Consider the following 19,156-nt stretch of genomic DNA (forward strand, 5'->3'; position numbering starts at 1 on the left):
CGAGGACATGTGAACAGGTGGACTCTGACGGACCTGGAATTCAAGGTGTTGTGCGACACTCGATTCTTCGGTCTGGTGCCGTCGATGTTCAGCATCACCAGCCGCATTCCATATCTGGACGACTACGAACGCGAATGGCGCCGCACCCGAGCGGAATTGGAGAGCCGCGGCGACAGTGCCTTCGAAGCGATCGTGGACACCATGGTGCTGCCGGAGGTGCTGGTCGGCGGGGAGGCATGGGAGGACTCGGATTTCGATAATCCGGCCAAGCGGGTGCGCTTCTACGCCGGGCGGCTCGGTTCCCGTGGGTTCGTGGTCGTCCAATTGCCGGGTGAAACCCTCGAGCATGCCGAAGGTTTCACCATTACCGCCTGTGATCCGCGGGCGCTCGGTGAGACCGTCGTCGGTCTGCTGCCGGCGGCCGAACCGGGACGGCGTGGGCCGATCGAGATCGAGATCGGCGAGAGCGCGGGCCGGCCCTGGGGCGGCGGTTCCATGGTCGCCGACGACGATGACGATTACCGCGGCCTCAGCAGCGCGGCCTTCTTCGACATTCCCGCGACTCACACCGGCACCGTCCGATTGACGCAGGGCAGATCGAAATTCGGTCCGCGTGGCCGCATCTCGGTCGCCCGGCTGTGGCGGGATCTGCCCGGCGACGGCCGCTACGTGATTCCGCTGGAGGAACCGGCGCCGGTAGCCGTGGGGATGGGTTCGGCGGGGCTGATCGACTGGATCGATACCGAGGCCGAACACATCGTGCAGCGGATGAACGACTATCAGGAGGTGGACGAGTGAGCGCGCCGCTCACGCCTCGAGCAGCAGCGTGACCGGCCCGTCGTTCACCAGCGACACCTGCATGTGCGCGCCGAAGCGGCCGGTCGCGACGGTGGCGCCGAGGTCGCGCAGTGCGGCGGCGAATTCTTCGACCAGCGGTTCGGCGACCGATCCGGGCGCCGCGGCCGACCAGGAGGGCCGGCGGCCCTTCGTGGTGTCGGCGTAGAGGGTGAACTGGCTGACCACCAGAATCGGTGCACCGAGATCGGCGGCCGAGCGCTCACCGTCCAGAATGCGCAGACGAAAAAGCTTGTCCGCCAGAGTCTTCGCGAGTGCGGCGGTGTCGGTGCCGGTGACACCCACGAGGGCGAGCAGGCCGTGCGGCACGCCCATCGCGGGCGGGTCGATCTGTCCCACCACCTCGTCGTCGACCGTGACCCGGGCCGAGCTGACGCGCTGTACCAGGATTCGCATGCCCTCCATCATCGGATACCGGCCGCGGAGACGGGTTTCGTGGTGGCTTCCGGGACCGGCCACCGGGTGTTCACGTCGGCGCCACTGACGATTTTCCCGCGACTGCCATCGTCGAAGTCCAGCGTCGACGGGCGCCGGCCGGCAGTGCGATGGAGGGACGGACGATGGCGGACGAGATCGAGGTCGAGGTGGCGAAACTCCGCACGGCCGCCGGCAAGACGCAGGATGTGCGCGACCACATCGAACAGGTGCTGACGAGATTGCAGGGCAAGACCACCGCGTACGGAAACTGCTGGGGGGACGACAGTCTGGGCAAGCAGTTCGCGGGCACCGGCAGTGGCGACGGCTACCTCGCCGCGCACGACAACATGGTCACCGGCGCGCGGAACTTCTCCACCGCCTTCCAGAAGTTCTCCGACGGCCAGAACGACAGCGCCACCTATCTGGAGACCATGGAGCACGGCAACACCTACGGCTTCCAGTGATCGAGCGGCTGCGGATCGATCGCCCATGACGAACGAGCATATGAAGGCCGAGCTGGCGGGGATCATCGGCGAGGCCCAACAGCAACTGCGGGTGATCGCCGAAATTCAGCGTGACCGTGCGGAATTGACCGGTACCGCGTCGGTGCGCAAGAACCGGGTCACGGTCAGCGTGAATGCCGACGGCACCGTCATCGAGACCAAATTCGGCGCCGGGATCGAGGATCTGAGTTTTTCCGAGATCGCCCGGGCGGTGACCGAGGCGGCCCAGCAGGCATCGAAGAACCTGGCACAGCGGCATCGCGAATTGATGGCGCCTCTGCGGGAACGCCGGGCCCGGTTGCCCAAACTCACGGATCTGATCGAGGGCATGCCGGATGTGCGGCTGCCGACGGCACCGGAACCCTCACTGGCGCCGCCGGATTCGCCGGAACGCACGGCCGCCTACGGCGAGGACGAGCTCCGGTTCGCGGATGCGGAGACCTATCCGGTCGAACCGGAACGCCGGGTCACCGACTCCAGTTGGTGACCCGGGGTAACGGCGCATGATCGAGTTTCCCAGCTGGCTCGAGTGGCTGGGTGCGGCCATCGGAATGGAATGGCCGCACGGCAACGAAGACGATATGTGGGCGCTGGCGGGCGACTGGCACACCGCCGCCGGCGAGCTGCGCGAAATCCTGAGCCTGATGGACGACGCCAAGTCCGCGACGCTGGCCGCCTATCCGTCCGGCGACGGCCAGCAGCAGATGATCGACACATTCGACAGCATGCGCCACGGCAAGGATTCGCTGGAGGCGCTGGCGGGATACTTCGATCAGGTCGGGGATTCGGTCTACGGCGGCGGTACGCAGATCGAATACACCAAGCTGATGTTCTATTCGACGCTGGTGATCACCGCCGCCGATATCGCCGCGGTGTGGATCTTCCCGCCGACCGCTCCCGCGGAGGAAGCCGGCATCATCGTGGCGACCCGCGTCGCGGTGCGGATGATGATGCGCCGGATGCTCGACGCGATGGCGGGCTGGGCGGGTCGGCTGGCCGAGAACGCGTTGGTGCGCTTCATGTTCCGGCATGTGCTGCTGAACGCGGCCCTCGGGGCGATTCAGGATTTCGCGGTGCAGCAGTGGCAGGTGTGGGAGGGGCACCGCAAGAGCATCGACTGGCAGCAGCTCGAGGTCACCACCTTCGCCGCCGGTGTCGGTGGCGCGGCCGGTGGCGCCTTCGGTGAGGCGATGGGCAAGAAGTTCGGCAACGCCTTCCGTAACGAGGTCGGCGACGTCACCTCGAAATGGGGCGTCAATCTGACCCGCGCGGGAATCGGTGCCGGATCGGGCCTGGTCAACTCGGTGGCGGCCTTCGGCGGCTCGGTCGGCTGGCAGTTCGCCTCCGATCTGGCACACGGTGACCTGGATACCGCGCTGAAGAACCTGAAGAACACCCACGTCGATTGGCGCATGTTCAGCGCCGGTGCGATAACCGGCGGGGCGTCGGCGCTGAATCACAACTTCGCGCACAGTCATTTCGAGAATTCACCGTTCTGGAAGCTGAACGCGCCGCGCGCGGATCTGGGCAATATCGGGGACCTGCACGGCTTCACCCACGACGGCACCGTGCCGAACGCGCACGTCGATCTCGCCAACGGCAACGCTCCTGTACCGCACGGGGATTCGACTGCCGGTACGGGCGGCGAGCGGGGATCTTCCGGGCCCGTGCGCGGCGGGCCGGTGACCAATGGTCACGACAGTCACGCGGGTGCGCCGACCACGATGGCGGGCACCCATGAACGGCCAGTGACCGATTCCGGTGGTACGCCGGAACAGACTGTGCCACAGAATCGTTCGGAAACCACCGAGAGCGGCCCGTCAACTCCGGCGGAGCGTTCCGGGTCGGAGGGGTCCAGTTCGCCGTCCGAATCCGCGACATCCAGCGGTCCGGTATCCGACTCCTCTCCCACTCCGCCGGCCCGCAACGAGGTGCCTGGCGGCGCACACGACTCCACGACCGCGGACACCACTGCCTCGTTGAGCGGCGGCGGCCCGCACGAAACCGCCGCTCCGGCAACGACACCCGGTTCGGAATCGGCATCCCATGCGTCGGGCGCCACCTCTGCCCCGAGCGAAGCTGGTGCGGCGGCCGGCCCTTCCGCCTCGTCCGGCCCGGCCGAGTCGGCGAATCCCGCCGCTGCGTCGGGTCCTGCCGCCTCTTCCGGCCCGAGCGCGTCGTCGGGTCCGAGCGCATCCGCACCCGGAGCGTCGACAGGTTCGAGCGCGACAGCCGGCACATCGACGGGATCCACTTCCGCTTCCGGCGCCTCGCCGATCGACGCCCGCGGACCCGCGTCCGGCGGTACCGAGACTCCCCGGACCGGCGAGGTTCGCGCTCCGGACGCCCGAACCGCCACCGACGGCCGCGCCGCCTCCGATCTCGGCCGAGGTTCCGCCACCGACGCCCGGCCACAGGGCAGAGCCGGTGCCGCCGACGCGTCCGCGGCCCGCCCCGCCGCCGATCCGCGCGTCCAGGCCAAGGTCGGCGACTCCGAGGGCCCGCGCGCCGCGAGCCGAGCCGGTGCGAGCGATGGCGAGCGGATCACCGCCAAACCGGACCGCGCGGACACCGCCCAGCCGCGAGACCGCGGAGAAGCCCCCCAGCCGCGAGACCGTGGCGAGACCGCCCAGCCACGGGACCGCGCCGGTGCCGGACCGCGTACCGAACAGGGACGCGGTACCGAACCGGCGCGCGGTGCGGGCGAACGCCCCGAAACCACCCGCACGCCAACCAAATCCGATCAGCCCGTCGCACAGAGGCCCGAGCGAGCAGCCGCCCGCGACGAGATCAGAGACGGCGACCACGAGTCCACGCCACTCCACGATCCTGAAGCGGCCGGGACGCGTGACGAGGTCGGAACACGCGACGAGGTCGGGACGCGTGACGAACCCGGGACGCGTAACGAGGCCGCGCCGCGTAACGAGGCCGCGCCGCGGGACGAGGCCGGGCCGCGGGACGAGACGACCGTGGGTGACGAGCCCGGAGCGCCTCGTGCCGACGAACCGGAGTCCGGCGATCGGGATGCGGCACAGGGTGATCGGACCGCGCGTTCCGACGATCCGGCGGAGCAGTCTGCCGATACCCTGCGCAGAGACGGCGAAGATCCGCGCGATACGGCCGAGCCCGCGCAACGGGACCCCGAGCGGCGTGATACCGACACATCCAGCCCGCGCGACACCGACAGCGCCGAGCCTCGAGTGTCCGAGCATGCCGGGCCGAGGGATGCCGAACATGCCGGTCCGCGTGATTCGCTCCCGCACGACGAGCGTGTGCCGTCCCGCGAGTCCGACCAGGCCGGACGAAGCGCAGACGAGTCCGTTACCGCCCGCGACGCCGACTCGTCGGTCCCTCGGGATGCGGATACCGCCGTTCCCCGCGACGCCCACTCGTCAGCAACCCGCGACGCCGATGCGGCCGCACCCCCCGATGCGGATGCGGGCGCGTCGAACCGCACGGACGAGCCGGGGGTGCGACACGATACGGCCGACGACGCCGCGGGCACACCGCGCGACGACACCGGCGATCCGGCGCGAGACCGGTCCCACTCCGACAACTCGCACGCGGAACATGATGGCACGCAGGAGAAATCGACTGAACCGGACGGACCGCGACGGCGGCCGGCGGCCGATACGAACCACGACGGTACGGTGCGCAAACCGGTCCGCGACGAGTCCGGCGAAGACGGCGCCCGGCACGACCGCGACGACGCGGACCGCGACCGGCCCGAAGATCAGCTGGTGCCGGGTGCCCCGCCGATGCCGGCGCAGGTCGGTGATCATCAGCCGGTGCGGTCCGGGCGGAGCGAGCAGCCCGATCACACCGGTGCACCCGAAGCGGCGAAACCGGCCACCGCTCGTCCGGAGTCGACCCGCGGTCGCTGTGCCGAATTGGCGCTGAAGCTGATTCGCGATCTCACCGGCAGCAAGACGATCCGGCTGCCCGAGCGGGCGGTCGGGCCGGAGGGTATGACCGCCGCGGAGGTACAGGCGGACGCCGGTGGGCGGATGGTGAAGGTCGGCGACCACGACGCGATCGCGCGGCGTCTCTCGCGGATGCGCAAGGGTGCGTCGGCCCTGGTGGTTGACGGTTATCACGCCGGTCCGGGCCGCCGAGTCGTCGGTGCGCACGCCTACGTGATGGTCCACGAGGGCGGCGGGCGGATCGTGGTGCGCGATCCGAGTACCGGGGTGGTGACCGACCACCCGGCGAGCGTGCCTGCGGATCTGCACGACACCCACATGATCCTGTTCGACCACCGTGGCCGCCCCATCCATCCGCTCACCCCGGAACACCGCGAAGCCCTTGCGCGACAGCAGGATCCGTCCGCTGTGCGGATTCGGCAGGCGCTCGACGACAATGTCGGCCGCGTCCACGAACTGCTGCTTCGAACACCCACCGGCAGAAGGATTCTCGGCGAACTCACCGACCGCCGTTACCGGGAGCACATCGATCAGGGGTCGCACAGCGACGGCAGATCCGGGTCGTTCCGGCGCCGCGACATCACGGCGGTTCTGTACGCCGAGGGACGCGGCCAGATCGCTCAGGCACTCACTCTCGCGCACGAGAGCGTGCACGCCGAGCGGTATCTCAACGGCGAATCGCCCGCCGATCGGCCTCTCGAGCTCTCGCGCGACGACTATGTGCGCGAGATGGTGCACGAGGAGGCGATGGCCTCCGGACGCCGATTCCAGTTGGCGGCGGAGTTGCGCGAACTCGGCTACGACATCGCCGAACATCCTGCCGAGGTCGCCTATCGCCAGGCCTACGAGCGCGCGTTGCACGGACTCGAGGGCCCGGGAGCGCACGAGATCGCGCACGAGGTGGCGGTCGATCATCTGCGCAACTACCTCGAACATATCCCGCCCAACGACAGCGGCCGGACCTACGCCGATCACTACCGCGATATCTGGGATCGCGCGCACGACGGCGCCCGCACGCCGGCCGATCGGAGCATCCGCTACGTGCCGGACGATCCGGTGGTCCGCGACCGTATCCGCTCGGCCGCTCTCGAACGGCATATCGCCACCGTGCGGTTGAACGAGCATGAGCAGGAGCTGGCCCACGTCGCCGATCGGGTGGCCGATCGCATTCCATACGACCCGACGATGCGCCGGGATATGTTGCAGCACTTGATCTCCGATCAGCTGCGCACTATCGGCCGCGAACTCGGGCGCGACGGGCTGCCGCCCGAGCGCCGCGCCGAGTTGCGGCGGCTGGCCCACGATCTGCGGCGGATGTCGGATCTCGTCGATCGCCATCACAACGCCCTCGCCGAGGTCGACCGGCTGCGGGCGAGCGCCGCGGCGGACGTCGCGCGGCGGCTGCTCGGCGACATGATCGCAGACGCCCCGGGTGCGGAATTGGTCGGCGATCACTTCGCGGTGATCCCCGGTGAGCCGGAACGGATCATGGTCGCCGCGGCGCCCGGCGATCACGAGCGGGTCATGCGGGCGGCACCGCCCGAGATCGTGGAGCGACTGGCCCGCCCGGGTGCCGAGGCCGAACACCTGAACGTCGATACCCGTCACAACGGCGAGATCCGCTACGAGCGGGTCGACCAGCCGGGGCCCGCTCGGGACGAACCGGCCGAACCCGTGGACCCGCAGGACCTCGCGGCCCAGGCGTCCGAGGCGATCATCGGCGAACTGCGGCGGAAGCTGGCGGAGGTGCCGGTGGGCGCCTGGGCGGTCGACACCCTGCACGCGCGGGGCGTGACCATCGAACACGACTCCGGCGGCGGTGATCGCTACGAGCCCGCCCGCAACCGGCTCACCCTCGACATCGGCGGCACCGACGGCGAGCAGATGGCCGCCCTGGTGCATGCCGCCATCCATGCCGAGCGGGCGCACGAGCGCAGCACCGGCGACGGTGTGCTCGACCGCGACCGGATGTCGCGGGACGACTACGTCTCGCACATGCTGGACGAGGAAACCGACGCGCACGCAATGGAATACAACGCGCTCGCGCAGCTGCGCGCGGCGGGCCACGACATCGCGACCAGCCCGCTCGAGCGGATCTACCGCGACGCGTTCACCGCGGCTCGCGAACGGGCGGCCACGCGGGACGATCTGCCGGGCGATGCGACGACGCGGGCCGCCGAACTGGACCGGATCGCGAACCAGGCCGGCGTCGACGCGATCCGCCCGGCCATGGGCGATCACGCGCCCGACGGCGGTGCGAGTTACGCGCACGGTTACGGCGAAGCATGGGATTCCGCGCATCCGCCCCGCGAGGATGCGCCCACCGGGCAGTCGCCTCGCCCGCCGGCCGGTCCGCCCGAGCCGCGCGACGGGGGCAGCACAGGCTATGCCAACCACTACGGCGGCGACACCGCTTACGGCATCAAGGGGTGGGTGACCGAGAGCGGCGTGCTGCACGTCGAGGTGCGTGTGGGCCCCGATACCCCGTCCGGGCGCGAGATGTTCCGGGATCTGATGAACGAACTCGGCGACCGCGTCGAGGCGATCCAGGCCGAATGGTTCGACGGCGGGGCGCTCACCGACAATCTGGACAGTTTCAACGCGGGAGTGCAGGAGGGGCTCACGCCGGAGGAGGCCGCGCGCCGGACCTTCACCGGTACCCTCGCCGAGGAGCTGGGCTACACCGAGGTCACCTTCGGGGATCCGGATCTGCCGGGCGATTCCGGGCTCGAAGGACGGTTGGGCGAGAACACCGGCGTCACAGTACTTTTCCGGCATCCCGAACGGGTCGACGGCGCACCGCACGTGGACAGTCCGGAGTTGCCCGACGGTGCCGGCGGTGCGGGTCGTCCGCCCGGCGAGACGCCTACGCCGGGTGCGGCCCCCGGTGAGCCACCGCGGCGAGCTGAGGTCGTCGTGTCCGTCGACGGTGAGCACGTGCGGTTGCGGTTGGTCGCCGACGGCGGCGGGCGGTGGCGGGTCGAGTCCGTGGAGCCGGTCCGGGAAGGCGAGCAGGCGGCCGGCGGTGAGGTCGAGCCGGCGAAGCCCGGCCGGCTGCGTTCGCTGTGGCAGCGGTTCACCGGCGGGTACGAGGGGCACTATCCGAAATACCCGTCGGGCAGTGGTCAGGACGGCAAATATCAGACCGAGATGACCGAGGATTTCGGGCATCTGTTCGATATCCATGCGCTCGAGACCCTCGGCGACCACGACATCAGCATCAATTACGCGCGGTTGCTGAAGGAGTCGTTCACGCTCTGGATCAACCGTGAGCACGCGCCGTTGCTGAACCACCTCACCGCTCGGATGGATCTGCAAGCGGGCGAACACATTCCGATGCACGCCCGCGACGGGCGGGAGTACGCGTACTGGAACGAGGACGCGGACCCGGCCGAGGTCGCGGCGATGCACAAGTATCTGCGCGATATCGGCCTCGGCGATCTGGTCGACGAATCGCAGCCGCACGACCTACCCGGCCGTGCCGCGCCGCAACTCGGCGAACCCGAAGCGCCGCAGGGCAATCCCGCCGACGATTTGCGTGCCGCCGCCGATCGTCTGGGCGTCGATCTGTCCGATATCAGTCCGGAAACGCTGCGCCGCGCACTCGATACCGCCGGATACCAGAATCTACGCCGGGCCGCCGTCATCGAAGCCCTGCGCGACGCGGCACATCGCTACAACGCCGAACACGCCGATATCCCGTACCGACCGCAGTCGATCACCGACCACAATCCGCTCGGGCGCTTCCTCAAGGAAGTGATCATCGCCCAGGGTGCCGATCCCGGCCTGCTGAACTGGCGTGGCGTGAACAACGGCGCCGAATCGGGCCGCGACTTCGACGTGCTGAACGTCGAGAACCCGGACGAGCGCATCGAATACGACCCCGACGACGAGTCGGGCCGCGACCAGGGCCTGCGGACGTATTTCGAGAACGCGCTGCGGCGCGACCAGATTCGCGACGAACGCGCGACCTGGGCCGACCTGCTCGCCGCCGAACTGTCCCGGCTGGAACCGGATCAGCTCGACCGCGCATTGAACGACCTGCGCGACGGCGTACACGAACGAGCCGGGGAGATCCGCGATTTCGCCGACCGGGTCGCGCAATTCCGGGAACGCTTCCCCGCCAACGATGTCCGGGAGTTGCCGCCGGAGCGGCCGGGTGAGCCGGGCCGGTTGGTGATCCTCGACGTGCACGGCGACCACGAACAGACGCTCGCCGGCGCGCTCGATCGCCATCCCGGGCTCGCCGCGCGCCTCAACAACGGTGAGGTGCGGGCGGAGAAGTGGACCGTCGTCGTCGACGCGAACAATCAGGCGCACATCCGCCACCTCGGCGATATCGAGGGACGGGCGATCTCGGTGGACGTCGAGGGCCGGCATCTGGACGGACTGCTGGTCCGCGACGCCGACGGCAACTGGCACGTCACCCAGCCGCCCGCCGAGCCGGCCCCGGTCGCGCGGCACGCCCGCACACCGGAGCAAATCCGTTCCGTGCGAGACGATCTCGCGCACGAGCTCGGCCTGGACCCCGACCGGATCACACCCGAACTCATCGAACACGAACTTCGCGCCAACGACCTGCGCGCCCTCCAGATCGAGGCGCTGCTCGACCACGCGCGCAGCAGCGACGCCATCGAGACCTTCCACGATCTGGCCAACGCGCGCGACCGGCTCGCGCAGACCAGCGGTATCGACGACACGCAACACGCGACACCGGAGCGGGTCGCCGACTCGATCGCCGACCGCGGCACCCGCAACGCACTGCGCAAACAGCAGGTCGAGCAGCTGGTCAAGTACTACGACAAACTGGCGAGCTATCTGAAGGGGCGCGGCGAGGAGCCGGCTCACCTGGTCGAGGCCCGCGACAACCTCGTGCGGGCACTGGGCGGCGAACCGGAGGACGTGTTCCCGAAGAAGTACTCGAAGGAACTCGACCATCAGCGGAATCCGCAGGGAATCGACCCCGGTGAGCTGACCTCGCTGATCCGCGGGCGGCTCCGCGACCCCGGCACCGCCGCGGCGCTCGCGGATTTCATCCGGACCCTCGCGGACACGGACCCGTTCACGAACGGATTGCGTTTCGACCCCACGACGGACCCGCGGGTATTCGACGGTGAAGTGCCGATGCACGATCCGGAGGCGCTGCCCCACCTGCGGGAGATCATCGGCGACGGGCAGCGGCTGTTCGGCACGCCCGACCCGGATCAGCCGGTCGCGTCCGGATCACGGCCCAATCGCGATTGGGCCCGGCTGCTCGGCCACGACCTCACCGACGCCACGCCGGAACAGTATGTGCGGGCCTACGAGGCCTACCGCGACGGCAAGATCGAGAAGCACGAGCGGCTCACCCCGGCGCAGCGGGAGCAGGTGCAGCGCGAACTGCGCGACGAGGTGCGGCAGCGGGCCGCCGATCTGCGGGCGCTGGCGGAACTGAACGACCGCTACCACCAGGCCGTCGCCGACCTGCCGGAGAACCGGCAGGCGACCATCGATCGGATCAGCCGGGAATGGGCGGCGGCGTGGACCGAGCGCGAACGGGCCCGCAGCTATATCGAGGGCCATGCCCACGAACTCCGCGTCACGCCGGAGGAATTGCTGTCCGACGACCTGAAAGATGGCTCGGCCCTGCACGATCTGTTCGGCGAACTCGGTTCACGCACCGTCCGGGGTGAGAATCTCGCCGACTATCGACGGCGGTTCGAGGAGTTCTCGCGCAGGCACGACGCGCTGTTCGAGGCGACACGCAGATTCCACGACAACGATGTGCGGGTCGCGGATCTGGACGCGGAACTGCGCGCCGCCGTGGAACGCGATGTGGAGCTGTCCGAAGGCGACGACGGGGATGACGGCGCGGCCGCCACTCCGCCGCAAGGACCTCCGTCGAAGCCGCCCGGTTCACCGGGTGAGGGGGCGCAACCGCCGGAGCCAGAGGGCGGGGACCCCGACGGTGCCGATTCCGGTGCCACCGCACCTCCGCGTATCGAATCACCTACCGAGTGGGGCATGCGGATGCGCGCGGAGAATGCGAGCTGGGACGCGCGCATGGCGGGCCGGCATGCCGTGCGCATGCGCGAACTCGCCGACGAGATGGTCGCGCGCGATCCGGACGGTCCCGAGGGCGCCCGGTCCTGGGCCGCTCGGATGCGCGCCGATCAAGCGGAATGGGAGGCGCGGCAAGCCGCCGAGCACGCCGACTGGCTATGGACGATCGTCGGCGACCACCTCGGGCCCACCGAACCGCCTCCTCCGCCGGCGCGCGACGAGCCGAAACATGTTGCGTCCGAACCCGAATTGGGCACACCGACGACAATGCCGGAGGAAGGCGGAGACGCTGCGGCTCGAAAGTCGGACGCCGACGAGCCGGGGCCTGGAGACGTCGCCGCGCCGAAGCAGGTGACCGACGGTGAGCCCACACCGAAGACGGATGACGACGCACAAGCGAAGCCGGAAGAGACTGCGCCCGCGCCGAAACCGGAGGCGGCATCGGCCGAACCGTCGCCGGAAGAGAATGCCGGCGGGGAATCGCCTCACCGAACGGCGAGAGTCGAAGGCCCACAACAACCTGATCCGATCGACGCGGCGCTCGCCCGGCAGGTTGCCGCGCACAACGAGTTGCGCCGGATCGCAGGAGAACTCGGCCTCCCCGATCACGGCAATACGCGCGATCTGGAGGCGGCGATCCTCCGCCGGATCGAGGAGGAGTCGGCCGACCATCAGGCCACCATCGCCCGCAACGATCTGCGTCCGGACCAGTGGGCCGCCGCCCGCGATCGGGCCCAGCAGCGGCTGAACGAGCTGTACCGCCTGCGCCGCGAGATGATGCGCGCCGCCCGGGACTACCAAGCTGCCCGGATCGAGGAACGGCAACTGCGGGCCGCGAACCCGCAGCGCGCACAGGCGGCTGGTGACGAATCTGTCGCGAAACCTGATGAGCAGCAATTGCCGACTGTCGACGAGCGGTCCGCCACCGAACGCGGAGACGAGGGCGAGGAGCCGGGTGCCGATTCCGGTGGCGACGGCACGGGTGGCTCGCCTGCGAAGCCCGGCGGCGACCGGCCCGGCGGCGCGGCACCACAGGCCGAGACCGAACCAGGTGCGAAACCCGCACCCGATGCGGCCGGTGGTGGGACCGATGGCGGCCCCGGTGGTAAGCCTCCGACGGGTGGAGGTTCCGACGACGGCAGCCCGCCGCAGAACGGGGGTGACAGCTCCGAAACCCTGCCGGTGCAACAGGCTTCGGCCACCTTGCCGCTCCCGCACCAGTCGGACCCGCCCGCGCCGCACGGTGGCGAGCGGCCCGCGCGTGAGGCGTGGGACCAGACCGGTCCGCAGCGGGAGCATCGTCCGGTGACGCGTGCCTTGCGTAAGGCGCTGCGGGATCTGGCGGATGCCGGTGCCACGCGGGCCCGCGCCTGGACGCGAATGACCGCGCGTGCTCATGATCTCGGCTTGCGGCCGGAGGAGATGCGGCGCGAGATCCTGCGCGAGACGATCGCCCGCACCGCCGATGCCCCCGGCACCGCGCCGGCGATCCGCGGCGAATTGCGTGATCTGCTGCGCGATCTCGACCGCGGGGCGCCCCGGCTCGAGGTGGATCGGCGCGCCGCGCGCCTGGGTGTGGCGCTGCCGTCCGACCATCAGGTCGCCGATGCGATCCGCGATCGGCTGGCACCGCCGGCCCAGCGGCGTGCCGAACTGTCCATCGAACTCAACGATCGGCGCACCGTCGACCTGGGCCGGCTCGAGCGGCTCGCCCGCGAATTCGGCGTCGATCCGGACGGGCTGTCGCGACCGGAACTGCAACGTGCGGTCCGGGATGCGGTGAACGACCATCGCGATCCCATCTCCGAGCGGCAGCGCCGCGCGACCGTCGAGCTGGTGGACCGGTATCGCACGGCGGCGGCGAACGAATCCGCTCGCCGGGCCGCCGCCCAGCATGCCGCAGAACGCGAAATGCTGCAGCTGCGAGCCGGTTTCGACGATCGCGGCCCGCGAATCTCCGGCGTCTCCTATCGCCGCTTCCGTTTCGACGCCCCCAACCACATGCGGGTGGACGGCGCACCGGGCGAGCGCGGCCGGTGGGTCGGTGTCGGCGCGGGCCGCGATCCGGAGCTCCGGTTGCCCGCGCGGGAGCGGGTCCGGCACGCGGCCGAGGGGTTCGACGCCGTCTACTACCGGCTCGAACTGGACCACAACGGCCGGATCTGGGTGAGTGAGCACCATCCGGCGTCGACGGAACCCGTTGCCACGCGGCCGGATCCGGCGCGCCGCCCCGGTGACTGGATCGCCGGCGGCGACCACGAACACGAGCCGAGCACCCGGGCGTTGCGGCGACAACTGCGCGACCTCGGCGCGGAGCTGGGCCGGCGAAACGATGAGGTGGACAAGAACTTCGCCAAGATCGTGCAGCTCGCCGAACATCTGGGCATCGACGACGCGTGGCGGATGCGCCCGCGCGAGCTGGCCGGTGCGGTGCGCGATCTGATCGTCCAGCGCCGGGCGCGGGCCGACGAACTGTGGAACCGCGCGGACATCCCACGGGCCGATCTGCGGAAGTTCTTCGAGGACCGCCGCGCCGAGGAAGCGCGAGCCGAGGAGACCGAATCGCTCGGCAAGGCCCTGCTGGGGCTGTTGCGGGTGCACGATCAGACGTTGGTGGCCGCGCGTGACCGGGTGGCGGCCGACGCGGCGCTACTCGCGGCGCGCGATGTCCTGGCCGGCCACGACGGTATTCCGCTCGACGCCGGCGGGCGCCCCGTGGACCCGGCGAATCAGAAACCGGAAGTGGCGCGGCTGGTTCCGGGCGGCGACGGCGCACCCGACCGGCTCGTGGTGGTGGCGCCGGGCGCCAATCCGGATCATGTCCTGGATCCCGCTGTCCGCCGCGCAGTGCTCGGTGACGACGGCGAATTCGTGTTCCAGCAGATTCGCGTGGATGCCGACGGACGCGTTCGGATCGACGACATGCACCAGCCGCCACCGGAACTCGACACGGCCGGCCGCCGGCCCGCCGAACTCGAGCAGCCGCAGCGGACCGGAACCGAGCCGCTAGCGCCGGAATCCGCCGGGCCGCATGCGGACGGCCCCCGCCCGGCGGAGACCGCGCCGGTGGCCGACCCGCAGGCCGCACTCGACGCCAAGGTGCGCGAACGTGCCCATGTGGCAGCCGATCTCGAGTTCTGGCGCACCAAGGTCGACCATCGCGCCGACCCGTTCGGCGATGTGGATCTGAGCCGCAACCGCTGGTCGGAAACTCTGCGCCAGTTGCGCGCGGACACCGGGCGCTACGTCAGCGACAGCGCGGGCCCGGACAGTCCCGACGTCGCCCGGCACGAGCAGCTCAATCCGGAGCAGGAGCGCGAACAGACCGACCACGTGGACAAACTGGCCGAGGCGCTGGACCGGCTGTTCCATTTCGAGGACCGGCTGGACGCCATCGACCGCGAGATCCACGATCTGGAGCAGCGGGGCGCGCGCCACGACGCGTCGCAGGCCGAGGCGGTTCGCGACGAACTCGGCCGTGTGGCCGACGACCATCGCGCGGCGGTGCAGCGCGCGAAACCGTTGCGCCGCATCAGGGATGAGTTGTCGAGACTCCTCGACGACCCCGCGCAGCGCACACCGGAGAACCTGCGCCGGCTGGCCGACGCCGAGGAAGCGGTGGAGCGCGCCGAACACCAGATCGACCGCTTCAACGACGAGCGGGTCGCGCTCACCGGTGCGTGGCCCGATGCCGTCGCCGACCACTGGCGGGCCGCGGTGGGCACGGACGAGCCGCCGGCATTGCGCCGGATCAGCGAGAACGTGTGGTTGGACCACGGTCGTGCACCCGATGAGGACGGCACCGGCGGCCGCCCGGCGCGCTTCATCGTCGTCGCCGGACGGGCCGGATTCGATCATCCGGACGTGCCGGTCCGCGCCGACGATCCGGCCGGTCCGCGCCGGCCCGCCGACGATCGATTCGACGCGCCGCTGCTGGATGCGCTTGCCCGGCATCCCGATCTGGCTCCGCTGCTGAAGGATCCGGCCACCACGATCGATCGGCTGACGGTCACGGGTGAGCTGGCCGGCGGCGATCGCGACGGCGCCGGTCAGATCCGCGCGCGGGTCGAGACCATGGCGCCGGTGGAGATCGAGCGCACGGGGCTGCCGGCGCACGGCCGCCTGGGCGAGGACACTCTGCCGTTCGCCGGCGACACGATGGTGCGCTGGCGCGGCGCCGACGGACAGTGGCACGACACGAGAGAGGGCCGGGCCCGCGGTTTCCGCGCCTACCAGCCGGAATTGCCACGCGGCACCAAGCTGGACAAATTCTGGCAGAAGGAGGTCGACGGCTGGCGGCTGCCGCCCAAGGGATGGGCGGCCTTCGGCGGTACGGACAACTCCCACATCCCGTACCGGCAGCGCGAGGAGAAGATGCCGGACGGGTTCAGCGGCACACTCGGCGCCGAACCGTTCCAGAACATGTTGGAGCCGTTGGTACTTCGGCTGCTCACCGATCACTGGCCGGAACTGAGCTATGAGCAGATCCTGACGTTGAGCGAAGCCGGGCGCGCCGAACTGTGGTGGCATCAGGGACCCGGACCGAAACCGGAACCGCCGCCGGGCTGGGACGAAGAGGCCCATCACGGCATGCCGCTCGACGGCGCGCTCTACACCATCGGCAAGCGGTGGGTGCAGCTCTACGACATGGCTCGCAAACACCCGTGGGTGCTGGGTCCGCTGCAGCGTCGGCCGGAGATCGGGGAGTGGGTGCGCGGGCACACCACCTGGCTGCCCGACGGCGCGTTCGATCCGGATCATCCGGTGCTGCGCAAGATCCCGGTCGTGCGCTCGTTCCGCGGCTGGAAGGGCTGGCGAGCCGGGCCGCGGATCGATCTGCAGCCGCCGCATCGACCGTGGTCGGCCGCCGATCACGTGCCGCCCCGCGACCGGGTGGAGTGGTCCACACCGCGTCAGGACCGTGATGTCGCGCGCTGGGATGCGGTGCAGCGCTGGGCCGATCGCGTGATCGGAGGATTCGCCGACGATGCCGGCAATGCGGATGTGCACCGGATCGTCGACCTGCTGACCCGGGCCCGTGATCCGCTGCTGGACCCCGCCGATCCCGGCGGCGCCCGCCTGGAGGCGCTGAACCTGGCGCGGCATCCGGACGGCACTCCACTCACCCGTGCGGAACTGACCGAGCGCATCCAGTTGGTCAAGGACCACCTCATGCGCAACGAGATGTGGGTGCGCGACCACGCCGATCCGACGGGCCGGATGGTCAAGAAGACCTACGACCGGCTCCCGCACGTGGCCGACGCCTGGCTGCGGCTCACCGGTGAAGGCGACGGCGACGGCCGGACCACGCCGTACAACGAAGACCTGCTGCTGCTCGACGACGCCTACGTCGAGGCCAAGTACCTCGCCGACCACGACGACGCCACCTGGCACGACGCCGACCTCGAAGCGGCCCGGCACGGCTACGACTGGGACACCAACCGGCGCCGCCTGAGCGGACATCTCGTGATCCGCGACGGCGTGCCCATCCATCCCGACGAATTGCCGCCCGATGCGCCCGAGCACGACCGCGACAAGACACTGCGGATGTCGCGGATTCCGTACGCGGTCGACGCACCCGCTCCCGACCCGTCGTGGCTCTCCCCGCGCGAACGCCGCGCCGCCGAGATTCTCGACGAAACCGGTGCACGGCAACGCTTCCCGGGGTTGCCGCGTGATCCGGTCGCGGCACTGAAGGAATTGGCGGCGCGCGATGCGGGTCCGCTGCGCGCCCTGCCCGCCCCCGGTGCCCGAGACCCGCTGCTGGATCTGCTGCTGCGTGCCGGCCGCGTGGAACAACTCGCCGACGCCGCCGACCCGGGCGAGCGCTTCGTCTGGGCCGAACGCCTCGGCGAAACCGAAGCCGCGGTCGAGCCGAGGCAACTGCCCGACACCCTCCGGCGCCTGCGCGGCGATCTCACCCGCCGATTGGACGACCTCGGCGCGGCCGGGCCCGATGAGCGGGCGGGTGAGCCGAATCGGACCCCGCCCGCCCTCGATGACGGTGCGGGCGAGAGCAGGACGGGCCGTCCCGATACCGGCGAGCGTGGTCCGGACGAGGGGGATACGGGTGCGAGCGGTGCGAAACCGGATCACCCGGATCGCCCTGGTTCGGATTCCGGTGGTGCGGTGGTGCCGCATCCGGGTGAGGGCCGGCCGGCATCCGGCGACGGCGCGCTGCGGCAGCCCGGGCCGATGGAACCACACGAATTGACCTCGGGCCGAACCGAAGTCGAGCGGCTGGCGACCGAACGTGCCCGTCTCGCCGACGACCTGGGGCTGTTGCGCGCCGAACGGGACGCCGCCACCGGCAGCGAGCGGGAGCGCGCTGCACGAGCCTACGAGGAGGTACGCACCCGGGTCTTCGCCCTCACCGAGCGAATCACCGATGTGGCCGGACCCGATTTCCTCGCGGCGCAGGGTGCGCGGCCGGTGACGAACCGGGTCGGAATCATCGACGGCGACCATCCGATCGTGATCGTGGTCGGCCTGCGCTCCGACGGTTCCGGTGGGTTTCCGCACCACGCCGAACTCGATGCCGCCGCTGATACCCACCCCGAACTGGCCCAGGCTCTGGCCCATCCGGACGTGGAGATCCGCTACATCCGCCTGGCCGTCGATGCCCAGGGCCGGGCCTTCGCCGCTCCCCTGGAAGCGCCGCCCGGCAACGCGACTCCGCCGCATTCGCGCCCCGAAACCACGCCGCGCAGGGCAAATTCGAATACCGACCGCAATCCGTCCGCGCCCGGGAACCCCGCTGCCGCCCCGCAGCGACAGGATCGCACCCAGCGGGAATCCATCGCCGATCCCGCGGCTGAAGAAGCCGGGGCCGAGCAGACCGGCGTCGCGAAAGATGCGATGGGCCACGCTGCTCCACCGAACCTCGCTGCGGACGGTGAGCGTCGGGAGTCCGGCGCGGCCGGCGCGGGTGCCGAAAATGGACCCGGCTTGGCGCGACGTACCGACGGTCCGGCCGAGAGGGGACGCGGTGAGCCGCGTGGCGCCGACAGTGGTGTCGAGAGTGGGCGTGTTGTGTCGGGCGGTGTCGACGGTGGTGTCGGCAGCGCGCGTGGTGAGCGCGGTAATGCTGACGGCGTACTCGGCGAGGCACGTAGTCGGCCGAATGAGGACGACAACCGGACGGGTAAGCCGGGAACCGGCGAAGCTTCGGAAGGTAATCGGAGCCAGCCGAAGGGGTCCGAGGACGGTGGTGAGCCCGATCGTGCGGGCGCCACGAACCCGCGCCCCCGAGATCCGCGCAAGCCGTACATCACGCCGGTCCCGCACGTTCCGCACAACGCTGAATTCGAGTGGCCGGACTACACACCGAAGCCCATCGACGTCAACCTCCCTCCCGCGCCGATCCCCACCTGTCTCTTATACACATCTCCGAGCCCACGAGACCGATCAGTATCC

At 70.2% G+C, this 19,156-nt stretch carries 4 protein-coding genes and 1 pseudogene; 4 read left to right on the top strand and 1 reads right to left on the bottom strand.

Features of this window, described 5'->3' with window-relative positions; genetic code table 11:
* Positions 1–9: 9 nt before the first annotated feature.
* Entirely contained in the window at positions 10–798 is a 789-nt protein-coding gene (locus tag C8258_RS23255) for an ESX secretion-associated protein EspG (protein WP_106956994.1), read from the top strand.
* A 9-nt stretch (positions 799–807) separates the two neighbouring features.
* Here C8258_RS23255 and dtd read toward each other — a convergent pair whose 3' ends face one another.
* Complete coding sequence (gene dtd, locus C8258_RS23260; protein WP_106957003.1) at positions 808–1,251, bottom strand: D-aminoacyl-tRNA deacylase; 444 nt, start codon at positions 1,249–1,251, stop codon at positions 808–810.
* A 164-nt stretch (positions 1,252–1,415) separates the two neighbouring features.
* On the opposite strand from dtd, the gene C8258_RS23265 reads away from it, so the two are divergent.
* From C8258_RS23265 to C8258_RS23275, 3 genes and pseudogenes are all read left to right on the top strand, one after another.
* Entirely contained in the window at positions 1,416–1,736 is a 321-nt protein-coding gene (locus C8258_RS23265; RefSeq protein ID WP_146161311.1) for a hypothetical protein, read from the top strand.
* A gap of 25 nt (positions 1,737–1,761) precedes the next feature.
* Positions 1,762–2,262, top strand: coding sequence for a YbaB/EbfC family nucleoid-associated protein (locus C8258_RS23270; RefSeq protein ID WP_106956995.1), 501 nt, complete (start codon positions 1,762–1,764; stop codon positions 2,260–2,262).
* A 16-nt stretch (positions 2,263–2,278) separates the two neighbouring features.
* Positions 2,279–19,156: pseudogene (locus tag C8258_RS23275) on the top strand (DUF6782 family putative metallopeptidase); the annotation flags it as partial.

It is taken from the genome of Nocardia sp. MDA0666 (assembly GCF_003023875.1).
GTDB lineage: Bacteria > Actinomycetota > Actinomycetes > Mycobacteriales > Mycobacteriaceae > Nocardia > Nocardia aobensis.